Source organism: Bacillus sp. FSL R5-0416, from assembly GCF_037975425.1.
Taxonomy (GTDB): domain Bacteria; phylum Bacillota; class Bacilli; order Bacillales; family Bacillaceae; genus Bacillus; species Bacillus subtilis.
Genome location: NZ_CP150252.1, coordinates 695,750 through 708,176 on the forward strand (window position 1 = coordinate 695,750; position 12,427 = coordinate 708,176).

Consider the following 12,427-nt stretch of genomic DNA (forward strand, 5'->3'; position numbering starts at 1 on the left):
GCTGCCTTTCTCTTTCTGCCCTCTTTCGGGGAGATATTTTGAAAAGCGCCTTAAAGGAGTGAATAGGATGTCTGAAGCATATAAAAACGCAGGAGTTGACATCGAAGCCGGATATGAAGCTGTAAAACGAATGAAAAAACACGTGGAGCGCACGAAACGGCTTGGCGTTATGGGCAGCCTTGGCGGTTTTGGCGGCATGTTTGACCTGTCTGAGCTTTCTTATCAAAAACCAGTTCTCATTTCGGGAACGGACGGTGTCGGCACAAAATTAAAGCTCGCTTTTTCCATGGATAAGCATGACACGATTGGTGTGGACGCTGTTGCAATGTGTGTCAACGACGTGCTGGCACAAGGTGCAGAGCCGCTGTTTTTCCTCGATTATTTAGCGGTCGGCAAAGCGGACCCAGTGAAAATTGAACAGATTGTACAAGGTGTTGCGGAAGGCTGTGAGCAATCAGGTTCAGCCTTAGTCGGCGGTGAAACGGCTGAAATGCCGGGACTCTATACAGCTGATGAATACGATATTGCCGGTTTCTCAGTCGGAGTGGCAGAAAAGGACGAAATCGTGACTGGAGAAAATATCGAAGAGGGCCATCTGTTGATCGGCCTCAGCTCCAGCGGCCTTCACAGCAACGGCTTTTCCCTTGTCAGAAAAGTGCTTCTGGATGATGCGGAGCTGGACCTCGATACAACATATGAGCCGTTTGAACGCCCGCTTGGCGAGGAATTGCTTGAACCGACGAGGATTTACGTGAAGCCTGTGCTTGCCGCGGTCAAAAGCGGAAAAATCGACGGCATGGCGCACGTGACAGGCGGAGGATTTATTGAAAATATTCCGCGTATGCTTCCGGAAGGCTTAAGTGCGGAAATTGATCATGGCTCATGGCCGATCCCGCCGATTTTCTCTTTCTTGCAAGAGTACGGCCAGCTAAAGGAAGAAGACATGTTCAACGTCTTTAATATGGGTATTGGTTTTGTTTTGGCTGTCAAAGAAGAGCATCTGACAGATGTGATCGGAACGCTTGAAAGCCATGGCGAAAAAGCCTATTTAATCGGGCGTGTGAAAAAAGGTGAAGGCGTCACATTCGGCGGTGCGGCACTTTCATGAAAAAGTTTGCGGTATTTGCATCAGGAAACGGTTCAAACTTCGAAGCCATCGTTACGCGTTTAAAGGAGGAGAACTGGGATGCGTCAGCAGCGCTACTCGTTTGCGACAAACCGCAGGCGAAAGTCATCGAACGGGCGGAAGCATTCCATATTCCTTCCTTTGCATTTGAGCCCAAGTCTTATGAAAACAAGGCTGCATTTGAACAAGCCATCATTGAACAGCTTCGTCTTCACGAGGTTGAATTGATTGTTCTTGCCGGCTATATGAGGCTGATCGGTGATACGCTCCTTCAAGCATATGGAGGAAAAATCATTAACATTCACCCTTCGCTTCTTCCGGCGTTTCCTGGAATCGACGCAGTCGGACAGGCATACCGGGCGGGTGTGAAGGTGGCCGGAATCACCGTGCATTATGTCGATGAAGGAATGGATACAGGTCCGATCATCGCTCAAAAGGCAATCGAAATTGATGAACATGATACATTGGAAACAATCGAACAGCGGATTCACAAGCTTGAGCATAAATGGTATCCGAGTGTGATTAAACAGCTATTACGATTAAATAACAGAGGTGAAAAGGCATGACCATTAAACGTGCGTTAATCAGTGTTTCAGATAAAACAAATCTCGTTCCTTTCGTAAAAGAACTGACAGAGCTTGGCGTTGAAGTCATCTCCACAGGCGGAACGAAAAAGCTTCTTCAAGAAAACGGTGTGGATGTGATCGGAATTTCGGAAGTGACAGGCTTCCCTGAAATTATGGACGGCCGGTTAAAAACCCTTCACCCGAATATTCACGGCGGCCTTCTGGCGGTTCGCGGCAATGAAGAGCATATGGCGCAGATCAATGAACACGGGATTCAGCCGATTGACCTCGTTGTCGTCAACCTCTATCCATTTAAAGAAACGATTTCTAAGGAAGACGTCACATATGAAGAAGCGATCGAAAATATCGACATCGGCGGACCGGGCATGCTGCGTGCGGCATCAAAGAACCATCAGGATGTCACGGTTATCGTCGATCCGGCCGATTACAGCCCAGTGCTAAATCAAATCAAAGAAGAAGGCAGCGTATCTCTTCAGAAAAAACGCGAGCTCGCGGCAAAGGTATTCCGTCATACTGCGGCATATGATGCACTGATCGCTGACTATCTGACAAATGTTGTCGGTGAAAAAGAACCAGAGCAATTCACTGTGACATTTGAGAAAAAACAATCGCTTCGCTATGGAGAAAACCCGCATCAGGAAGCAACTTTCTATCAAACAGCTCTTCCTGTCAAAGGCTCCATTGCGCAAGCAGAACAGCTTCACGGAAAAGAGCTTTCTTACAACAACATTAAAGACGCGGATGCGGCAGTTCAAATCGTTCGTGAATTCACTGAACCGGCTGCGGTTGCCGTGAAGCATATGAACCCGTGCGGCGTGGGAACAGGAAAAACGATCGCCGAAGCGTTTGACAGAGCGTTTGAAGCGGATAAAACATCTATCTTCGGCGGCATTATCGCGCTGAACCGTGAAGTGGACAAGGCAACTGCCGAAGCGCTTCACAACATTTTCTTAGAAATCATCATTGCACCTTCATTCAGCCAAGAAGCGCTCGACGTCCTGACTGCGAAGAAAAATCTCCGTCTGCTGACGCTTGACGTATCTGCTGCTGTTCAAAAGGAAAAACAGCTGACATCCGTTCAAGGCGGGCTATTGATTCAAGATTTAGATATGCACGGCTTTGATGATGCTGAGATCAGCATCCCGACAAAAAGAGAGCCGAATGAGCAAGAGTGGGAAGACTTGAAGCTTGCTTGGAAAGTCGTGAAGCATGTGAAATCAAATGCGATCGTTCTCGCAAAGGACAACATGACAGTCGGCGTGGGAGCAGGCCAAATGAACCGCGTCGGATCGGCAAAAATCGCAATCGAGCAAGCAGGGGAAAAAGCGAAAGGCAGCGCGCTCGGATCTGATGCATTTTTCCCAATGCCGGATACTGTTGAAGAAGCGGCAAAAGCGGGCGTTACGGCTATCATTCAGCCGGGGGGATCTGTGCGTGACGAGGATTCCATCAAAAAAGCGGATGAATACGGCATTGCCATGGTATTCACCGGCATCAGACACTTCAAACATTAAGGGGATGAAAACGACGTGAATGTATTAATTATCGGTAAAGGCGGAAGAGAACATACGCTGGCGTGGAAGGCAGCGCAAAGCAGCCTCGTCGAGAATGTATTTGCAGCTCCTGGAAATGACGGCATGGAAGCTTCCGCACAGCTTGTAAACATTGAGGAAAGCGACCACGCAGGGCTTGTCTCGTTTGCAAAAGAAAACCAGGTCGGCCTAACCATTGTCGGCCCTGAGGTTCCTTTAATTGAAGGTCTGGTGGATGAATTTGAAAAAGCGGGTCTGCGCGTGTTCGGCCCGTCAAAAGCCGCGGCGATCATCGAAGGAAGCAAACAGTTCGCTAAGGATTTAATGAAGAAATACGACATTCCGACCGCAGAATACGACACGTTTACATCCTTTGATGAGGCGAAGGCATATGTGCAGGAAAAAGGTGCTCCGATTGTGATAAAAGCAGATGGACTTGCGGCTGGAAAAGGCGTTACTGTTGCTATGACAGAGGAAGAAGCAATTGCGTGTCTGCATGACTTTCTTGAAGATGAAAAGTTCGGTGATGCGAGCGCGTCCGTTGTCATTGAAGAATACCTTTCTGGTGAAGAATTTTCTCTAATGGCCTTCGTCAAAGGAGAAAAAGTGTATCCAATGGTGATTGCCCAGGATCACAAGCGTGCGTTTGACGGAGACAAAGGCCCGAATACGGGCGGAATGGGCGCTTACTCTCCAGTTCCGCAAATTTCGGAAGAAACGGTCCGCCATGCTGTAGAAACGATCGTTAAGCCGGCCGCAAAAGCAATGGTACAAGAAGGCCGTTCCTTCACTGGCGTTTTGTACGCTGGATTGATGCTTACTGAAAACGGCTCGAAGGTCATTGAATTTAATGCCCGTTTCGGCGATCCGGAAACACAGGTCGTGCTTCCGCGCATGGAATCTGATCTGGTACAGGTGCTTCTTGATCTTTTAGATGATAAGGAAGTTGACTTAAGATGGAAGGATACCGCTGCTGTTAGTGTGGTGCTTGCTTCTGAAGGATATCCGGAAAGCTACGCAAAAGGCACGCCGATCGGCAGCCTTGCTGCGGAAACTGAGCAGGTCGTGGTCTTCCATGCCGGAACGAAAGCAGAAGGCGGAGAGTTCGTTACAAACGGGGGGCGCGTCGCCAATGTGACAGCTTTTGATGAATCGTTTGAAGCGGCTAGAGACCGAGTGTACAAAGCGGTTGATGAAATTTTCAAACCGGGACTCTTTTTCAGAAAAGACATTGGGGCACGCGCTTTAAAGGCTGCTCAAAAATAACTGAGGAAAACCCGCAGATTAGCTGCGGGTTTTTTTGTTATCAAAAAGCGGGATGGCAGCTGGAAGAAGAAAGCACAACGAGTGTGGTTGGTTTTCCATGGGCCATCGAGGCGTCAATAAAATCCTCAAGCGTATGTACCGATTCAGTCACGACCTTTGTCACATAGCTGTACATCCCTGTGATGCGGTGATTTTCTGCTACATCAGGATGCGATGTTGCAAAGGCGGCGTAGTGCTTACAGCTTTTTGGCTCCATGAGAATAAAAGCGGTGACATGCTTGTTTAGTTTTTCGTAACAGATATTCGCGCTGTAGCCGGTAATCACTCCTTTGTCTTCAAGCTTCCTGACACGCTCCGCCGCGCTTGGCGAACTGAGTCCGACAAGCTTTCCCAGCTCAACCATCGTTAATCTGCCGTTTCGCTGCAAATGCGAGAGAATCTGAAGGTCTGTATCGTCCATTTGTCCGGCTCCTTTACATATTTAGGCGAATGAATGAAAATTCCTTTGATCATAAGGCAATGCTGTTGACTTACCTTCATTGTAGCATATGGATGCCGTCTTATTTTTTCTATAATAAAGCCATCAATCAGAGAGGAGGCATCATGTTGCCAGAATTACAGCGCTCTATTACTTGGATACAAGGGACGGCGTTAACGATTGGGGCGGTTTTAGGATGCGGGATATTAATTTTGCCGTCTGTTACCGCGGATACGGCCGGTCCGGCTTCTTTATTTGTCTGGGTATTCATGTCTTTTTTATCTTTTCTTCTCGTCGGCACGCTGGCACGGCTTGTGAAAATTGCGCCTAGTGCGGGAGGAATCACTGCTTATGTGCAGCTGGCCTTTCGAAAAAAAGCCGGAGCGATTTTGGGCTGGATCATGTTAGGGTCCGTTCCGATCGGCGTTCCCATCATCGCTTTGACTGGCGCGCATTACGTCAGTTACGTCACAGAGGCGGCGGATTGGCAGGTTACATCGATTGCTGGTTGTATGCTGGCTATATCTATTTTGCTTCATATGAAAGGGATTCAACTATCAGCAAACATCAGTACACTCGTCATATGTGTCATCGTATTTCTGCTTGTCACTTCTATTGCTGTGTCATTGCCACACGTCACGATAGCAGAATTCAAGCCGTTTCTTCCGCATGGCTGGTCTGTTGCTGGATCTGTTTCTGTTATGATTTTTTTCTCTTTTGTAGGCTGGGAAATGATTACTCCATTGGCTGAGGAATTTCATCGCCCTGAAAAAGATGTCCCAATCAGCTTGTTCTTGGGAGCGTCTTGTGTGGCAGGGCTGTATATCATGCTGTCATTTGTGACGGTGGGGACTCATTCATATGGAGAGAATGGAGAAATTGCATCGCTCGCCATGCTCATCTCAAAAGGAGCAGGGGAAAGCGGTGTATACGTCACGGTATGCTTAGCGCTGTTTATTACATTCGCCACCAACCATGCCAATATTGCTGGTTTTTCAAGAATGGTGTACGCATTGGCGAGAGAGGGGCACATACCCGTATTTTTTGGAAAACTCAGTGCGACAAAACGTACGCCTATTCGCGTTTTGACAGCGATGGCCGCAGTGTTTGGCTTAGTGCTTGCGGCGCATGGTCTGTTTCAAATCGATTTGACGACTCTGTTGAAAGGGCCGAGCGCGGCTTTTATCGCATCTTACATATGTACAATGGCGGCAGCACTGAAACTGCTGGGCAGGAGAGATATAGGCTGGTGGATGGCGCTCGGGGCATTTGTCGTGTGCGCGGTGATTTATTCATTCAGCGGCTGGGCACTGCTTTATCCGGCAGTGCTGGCAGCTGCAGGATATTTCTATATGAAAACAAAGGGTGGGCATAAAAAAAAGCTTGATCACGTTTTGTGATCAAGCTTTTCCATTTATCCGTTTTGATGCTCGTTATTTCCAGAATCACTGTGTTGAAACATGTAGGTCACAGGACAGAAGCGCAAGATTCCCGAACCCGCTTTCATGGCCCCCATAAAGATGTAAAAGAGATGCATTCTGCACCAAGGTTTTTTCGTAAACTTTGCACTGGCGGCTGACATAATCGTCAATCCGCAGGCGATTCTGAACACGGCATTGATGAGACTGATGTTTGGCTTCAAGGAAATCCGCTCCTTTTACTTAAAAAAGTTTTTTAACCGAACCTTCAAAAATTTGTAACGTTTTTATCGTGCGTGATGAGGAAGGATGTGATACCATGAGTCTAATACATGTAAAGGAGAGTATGTGAATGTCCGAACGCACCTTTAACTGGAAAAACAAAGACATCAGGGCACAGGTTGATGTTGTAGACTCAAAGCTGCTTCCAACGCTCCTTTTACGGAATGCTCTCGTCTTAAATCCATATGTAAAACAATGGCTGAAAAAAAACATTTGGATTTATCAGGACCGCATTGTTTATGTGGGTCATGAACTTCCGAATAGAGCCGAAGAAATTCATACGATTGATTGTGAAGGAAAATACATTGTGCCAGGTTATATTGAACCGCACGCACATCCTTTTCAAATATATAATCCCCAAACACTGGCGGAATATGTGTCTCAATACGGAACAACGACATTCGTGAATGATAACTTATTTTTGCTTTTGCAAAGCGGAAAAAAGAAAGCGCTTACGATTTTGAATGAACTCAAAAAGCAGCCTGTCCAGTATTTTTGGTGGTCACGCTATGACCTCCAGACCGAGGTTCTGAACGAGGACCACGTCCTTCCATTTGACGTCAGAAAACAGTGGATTGAACATCCGGATGTGATTCAAGGCGGAGAAATGACCGGGTGGCCTCGCTTGGTAGATGGTGATGATTTAATGCTCCACTGCATGCAAGCTACAAAGAAACAGAGAAAACGCATTGAAGGGCATTTTCCCGGCGCTTCTGATAAAACGCTTACAAAAATGAAGCTGTTCGGAGCGGATTGTGATCATGAAGCGATGACAGGTGATGAAGTGATGAGAAGGCTGGAACTGGGCTATTATGTTTCCCTTCGGAACTCTTCCATTCGCCCTGATGTAAGAAAAATCTTGCAGGAGCTGCATGAGAAGGGCTTCCGCTATTATGACCACTTCTTTTACACGACAGATGGCGCAACCCCGAATTTCTATAAAGGCGGCATGACAAACGAGCTGATTCGCATCGCTTTAGAAGAAGGCGTACCTGCAATCGACGCCTACAATATGGCATCATTTAATATCGCAAAGTATTACCAAATGGATGATTATTTAGGAGTTGTCGGACCGGGTAGACTGGCATCGCTCAACATACTGGAAGATCCGTTAAATCCGAATCCCGTGACTGTTCTGTCAAAAGGGACCATTCTGCGTGAAGACGGCTGTGATTTGAAGGCGTTTACAAAGACGGACTGGCACAAAGGCGGTCTTGTCCCGCTTGAGCTTTCATATGATATGACGATGGATGACTTGCAGTTTTCTATGCCGATGGGCGTGAAAATGCGGAATGCGGTCATTATGGAGCCGTATATGATTGAGATCGACAATTCGATGGAACAGCTCTCGTTTGACCATGATGAAAGTTATTTGACGATGCTCGACAGACACGGGAAATGGCGCGTCAATACGATGATAAAAGGGTTTGCCTCAAGCGTGCAGGGATTTGTAAGCTCCTTTACGACGACGGGCGACATTGTCGCGATTGGAAAAAATAAAGCGGATATGCTGCTCGCTTTTGCCCGCATGAAAGAAATCGGAGGAGGAATTGTTTTAGCGGAGAACGGAAACATTCTGCATGAAATCCCGCTTGCGCTGTGCGGCTGCGCCTCTTCGGAAGCATATGAAGACGTGCTTGAGAAGGAACAAAAGCTGAGAGATCTTTTGACTGAAAGAGGCTATGAGTTTTGCGATCCTATCTATACGCTGCTCTTTTTGCAAAGTACGCACCTTCCGTATATACGCATTACGCCAAGAGGAATCTTCGACGTCATGAAAAAAACTGTACTCTTTCCATCGATAATGCGTTAAAATATAAAAGAGCAGGGAGCCGACATATGAAAAAATGGATGACAGTTTGCGCGCTGTGTTTCGTGTTTTTTCTGCTGGTATCCTGCCAGCAGAAGGATGCTGGCCCGGATACTGCAAAGAAGCTGAAAGCTCCTTTAACGGGGCTAAAGACTGAACAGAAGGTGACTGAACGCCGGCCTGTTGCTGTTGTGGTGAACAATCACCCGAAGGCGAGGCCGCAGTCGGGTCTGTCTAAAGCCGACATTGTCATAGAAGCGCTAGCCGAAGGGCAAATCACAAGATTTCTGGCCATTTTCCAAAGCCAGATGCCTGAAACTGTCGGACCTGTGCGGAGCGCGCGGGAATATTTCGTCACTCTCAGCAATGGCTTTGACAGCATATTTGTCCATCACGGCTGGAGTCCCGGCGCCAAAGAGCAGCTAGAATCCGGAGCTGCTGATTATATGAACGGATTAGATTTTGACGGAAGCTTATTTTGGAGAGCTGATTTCAGCAAACCGCCCCACAATTCCTATACGTCTTATGATTACATAAAAAAGGCGGCAGAACAAAAGGGTTATAAGCTGAAGCAGGAAACAAATCCGCTGCTGTTTCAAACATCAGATGCAAAACCTGCAAATGAATCTTACAATGTTCGGGTAGATTATGGAACAAATAACGTTACAAATCTTGTCGAATACAACTATGATAAAAAAGCTGAATCTTATACAAGAAGCTCTGATGGTGTCATAACGACAGACCGGGAAACCGGAAAGCCGGTTGCAATGCAAAATATTTTCATTGTTGAAGCCAGCCATCATATTATTGATCAAGATGGAAGGCGGGACATCGACTTGGAATCAGGAGGAAAAGGTCTGTTGTTTCAGCACGGAAACGTCATTGAAACAGACTGGAAACAAGTGAATGGCAGAATTGTGCCGGTAAAAGACGGCAAGTGGCTTCCGTTTGTGCCAGGAAAGACTTGGATCAATATCGTACCTGATCTTGATGCGGCTTCCATTAGTAAAGGAGAAGGTGTGTAACGATGCAAATCGATAAATTACGCGGCAAAGAGCTGGACCAGTTATTTAACTCGATCTTATCGCTGAAAGACCTGGAGGAATGTTACCGATTCTTCGATGATCTATGCACAATTAACGAAATTCAATCGCTGGCTCAGCGCCTTGAAGTGGCGCGCATGCTTCGCGAAGGAAACACGTATCATAAGATTGAAACAGAAACAGGCGCTTCCACGGCTACGATTTCCCGTGTGAAACGCTGCTTAAATTACGGAAATGACGCTTATGAAATGGCGCTTGACCGTGTGAAGGAAACGGAAACTGAGTCTTCTTCAAAATAACATAGAACCGCCCTGCCGTTCGGCAAGGGCGGTTTCTTTATGAAACAAATTGATGGATCAGGTTGTCGATATCGATGATACTGCCATCCTCTTTCCGATAGACAACATGCTCCTTGGAAAAGTGAATCGGCGAATTAATCCCTGCTGCGGCTGCGAGGTTAAATAGTCCCTCGCGCAATGAAATAACGTAGTTGCAGACACGATGCTGTTTTTCCTCAACGCTCAATGCTTTTTGCAATTTCGGATCTGTCGTCGCCACACCTGCCGGACAGGTGTTGGTGTGGCAGACGAGAGCGCGGATGCAGCCAACGGAAAACATCATGCCGCGTGCGATGTTGACAAAGTCAGCGCCGAGGGCTAAGGCGACCGCGATTTTATCAGGAGTCAGGAGCTTTCCGGAAGCAAAGATTTTCAGCTGGCTGCGCAAGCCGTACTGTTTAAGAAGCGTGTCAACAATAGGCAGCGCTGTCATAATCGGAAGGCCGACTGTATCCGCGAGCTCGTAAAAGGAAGCTCCGGTACCGCCTTCACTTCCGTCGATCGTGATAAAATCCGGCTGCTTTCCGCTTTTCTGCATATGAGAGAAAAGCTCATGCAATTCTTCAGGATGCCCTGCGACCAGTTTGATGCCGACTGGCTTTTGTCCGACATCTCTAAGTTTTTCAATAAAGTCGAGCATTTCAGGAGGGTTTGAGAATTCATAAAAGCGGTTCGGGCTGTCAATCGACTTTCCAGGTTCGACATTCCGAATATCTGCCACTTCCTCTGATACTTTGGCGCCGTCCACATGGCCGCCGCGGGTTTTCGCTCCTTGTGCCAGCTTTAGCTCAAACGCTTTAATTTGGTCAATCCTGCTTTTTCTTTTAAATTCCTCCCATGAAAATTCCCCGTTTCTTTTGCGCACGCCGAATAGGCCCGGCCCGATTTGGCAAATGATATCGGCGCCGCCCTTTAAGTGATACTCAGACAATCCTCCCTCACCTGTATTCATCCAGGTGCCGCCTGCCTGATGGAGCCCTTTTGAGAGCGCCGTAACAGCCCGTTCTCCAAGAGAACCGTAGCTCATGGCAGACTGGCCGACTAATCCCTTCACATAAAATGGCTTCTCGCATGTATGCTCGCCAATCACCTGTACATCATCAGGATGGAGAAAATACGGGTCTGCCTTGATATGTTCGGCATGCTCCTTGCGTTTGAATAGATTGTCAGCATCCATTTTATAGATTTGGGTATCAATTTTTGGCGTTTGATTTACGTGCATTTCTTCCCTTTGTTTTGGAAACATAGCGTTACGGATATAATAGCCAGGTTTATCAAAATCTCTTACAGATCCAAAGCCCATCATTCTGCTTTTGTATTTGCCGGAGATGACGGTTTGCTCATATTCCTTTCGTGAAAATGGCTGCTCTTCATTGTCATTGCTGTATAAATACTGTCTGAGCTCCGGCCCGATTTTTTCAAGGATATACCGAAACCTTCCGATGACGGGATAGTTGCGAAGAATTGAGTGCTCCTGCTGTTTTTCATCCTTTATGTAGATCCAGGCAAACAAGACGATCGGGATAGCGATGATCCCAATGATAAATGCGATGAGTGCTATTATGATGGTTTCCATCTCTCAGCCTCCCTTTTTATGTAACCATTTCCACAGTTGAACACTTTCCAAACAATAGCAGAAGGAATCTGGTGAAAAATGTGTGCTCCTGCCGATACAGGACTCACCATGCAGGTACTGCCATATGCTCTCTTTTTTTATGAAAATAGAATCAAAACACCTTTTTCAGTGAATAACGAGATTAACGGCTTTTTCCGTTTTTCCGCGCTATGTGAATTTGTTATAATGTTTAAATGGTAACAAACGAATGGAGGAACGTATGACGTGTACGATGTAACAGAGTGGAAGCATGTCTTTAAACTCGATCCAAATAAAGATTTGCCTGACGAACAGCTGGAGATTCTTTGCGAATCAGGAACGGATGCGGTCATTATCGGAGGCAGTGATGGTGTGACAGAGGATAATGTCCTGCGGATGATGTCTAAGGTAAGACGGTTTTTGGTACCGTGTGTCCTTGAGGTATCAGCGATTGAAGCGATCGTTCCCGGCTTTGACTTATATTTTATTCCGAGTGTATTAAACAGCAAAAACGCGGATTGGATTGTCGGAATGCACCAGAAAGCCATGAAGGAATACGGAGAACTGATGTCTATGGAAGAAATCGTGGCGGAGGGCTACTGCATCGCAAATCCAGATTGCAAAGCCGCGGCACTGACTGAAGCGGACGCCGATCTGAATATGGATGATATTGTCGCCTATGCGCGTGTGTCGGAGCTGCTGCAACTGCCGATTTTTTATTTAGAATACAGCGGCGTGCTTGGAGACATAGAAGCTGTCAAGAAAACGAAGGCTGTATTGGAAACGTCCACCTTGTTTTACGGCGGCGGCATCAAGGATGCGGAAACGGCCAAACAGTATGCAGAGCATGCGGACGTGATCGTCGTAGGCAATGCTGTGTATGAAGATTTTGACAGGGCTTTGAAAACAGTAGCGGCTGTGAAAGGCGAGTAGTAAATTGTACGGATTTGGTT

Annotated in this window: 12 protein-coding genes; 9 read left to right on the forward strand and 3 right to left on the reverse strand. The window is 46.9% G+C overall.

What is annotated here, in order from left to right; genetic code table 11:
• Positions 1-67 precede the first annotated feature (67 nt).
• The 4 genes from purM to purD are packed head-to-tail and all read left to right on the forward strand — an operon-like array spanning position 68 to position 4,511.
• Positions 68-1,108: a phosphoribosylformylglycinamidine cyclo-ligase gene (gene purM, locus NYE20_RS03650; protein ID WP_021481302.1), complete on the forward strand. Its 1,041-nt coding sequence runs from the start codon at positions 68-70 to the stop codon at positions 1,106-1,108.
• Positions 1,105-1,692 carry a phosphoribosylglycinamide formyltransferase gene (gene purN, locus NYE20_RS03655; RefSeq protein ID WP_014476032.1) on the forward strand — a complete coding sequence of 196 codons (588 nt, stop codon included), beginning with the start codon at positions 1,105-1,107 and terminating at the stop codon, positions 1,690-1,692. The genes purM and purN overlap by 4 nt, the downstream gene beginning before the upstream one ends.
• Positions 1,689-3,227 (forward strand): bifunctional phosphoribosylaminoimidazolecarboxamide formyltransferase/IMP cyclohydrolase, encoded by a 1,539-nt coding sequence (purH, locus tag NYE20_RS03660; protein WP_033883868.1) that lies wholly within the window; start codon positions 1,689-1,691, stop codon positions 3,225-3,227. The genes purN and purH overlap by 4 nt, the downstream gene beginning before the upstream one ends.
• Positions 3,228-3,242: 15 nt before the next feature.
• Complete coding sequence (purD, locus tag NYE20_RS03665) at positions 3,243-4,511, forward strand: phosphoribosylamine--glycine ligase (RefSeq protein WP_041851230.1); 1,269 nt, start codon at positions 3,243-3,245, stop codon at positions 4,509-4,511.
• Between the two features lie 40 nt (positions 4,512-4,551).
• Here purD and NYE20_RS03670 read toward each other — a convergent pair whose 3' ends face one another.
• Positions 4,552-4,971: an Lrp/AsnC family transcriptional regulator gene (locus NYE20_RS03670; RefSeq protein WP_015252648.1), complete on the reverse strand. Its 420-nt coding sequence runs from the start codon at positions 4,969-4,971 to the stop codon at positions 4,552-4,554.
• 143 nt (positions 4,972-5,114) lie between these two features.
• Between NYE20_RS03670 and NYE20_RS03675 the strand changes: the two genes are divergently transcribed.
• Positions 5,115-6,389: an amino acid permease gene (locus tag NYE20_RS03675; protein WP_161621399.1), complete on the forward strand. Its 1,275-nt coding sequence runs from the start codon at positions 5,115-5,117 to the stop codon at positions 6,387-6,389.
• Positions 6,390-6,403: 14 nt separating this feature from the next.
• Here NYE20_RS03675 and NYE20_RS03680 read toward each other — a convergent pair whose 3' ends face one another.
• A complete protein-coding gene (locus tag NYE20_RS03680; protein ID WP_003233931.1) occupies positions 6,404-6,631 on the reverse strand; it encodes a DUF2892 domain-containing protein in 228 nt (75 codons plus the stop codon).
• Between the two features lie 128 nt (positions 6,632-6,759).
• On the opposite strand from NYE20_RS03680, the gene NYE20_RS03685 reads away from it, so the two are divergent.
• The 3 genes from NYE20_RS03685 to NYE20_RS03695 are packed head-to-tail and all read left to right on the forward strand — an operon-like array spanning position 6,760 to position 9,841.
• A complete protein-coding gene (locus tag NYE20_RS03685; protein ID WP_015383004.1) occupies positions 6,760-8,502 on the forward strand; it encodes an adenine deaminase in 1,743 nt (580 codons plus the stop codon).
• A gap of 26 nt (positions 8,503-8,528) precedes the next feature.
• The gene (locus tag NYE20_RS03690; RefSeq protein WP_070548658.1) at positions 8,529-9,524 is read left to right on the forward strand and encodes a DUF3048 domain-containing protein; all 996 of its coding nucleotides are present in this window, start codon (positions 8,529-8,531) and stop codon (positions 9,522-9,524) included.
• A gap of 2 nt (positions 9,525-9,526) precedes the next feature.
• Positions 9,527-9,841 carry a YerC/YecD family TrpR-related protein gene (locus NYE20_RS03695; protein WP_003219429.1) on the forward strand — a complete coding sequence of 105 codons (315 nt, stop codon included), beginning with the start codon at positions 9,527-9,529 and terminating at the stop codon, positions 9,839-9,841.
• A 37-nt stretch (positions 9,842-9,878) separates the two neighbouring features.
• Here NYE20_RS03695 and NYE20_RS03700 read toward each other — a convergent pair whose 3' ends face one another.
• Complete coding sequence (locus NYE20_RS03700) at positions 9,879-11,456, reverse strand: FMN-binding glutamate synthase family protein (RefSeq protein ID WP_161621400.1); 1,578 nt, start codon at positions 11,454-11,456, stop codon at positions 9,879-9,881.
• Between the two features lie 264 nt (positions 11,457-11,720).
• On the opposite strand from NYE20_RS03700, the gene NYE20_RS03705 reads away from it, so the two are divergent.
• The gene (locus tag NYE20_RS03705; RefSeq protein WP_003233922.1) at positions 11,721-12,407 is read left to right on the forward strand and encodes a heptaprenylglyceryl phosphate synthase; all 687 of its coding nucleotides are present in this window, start codon (positions 11,721-11,723) and stop codon (positions 12,405-12,407) included.
• Positions 12,408-12,427: the final 20 nt, after the last annotated feature.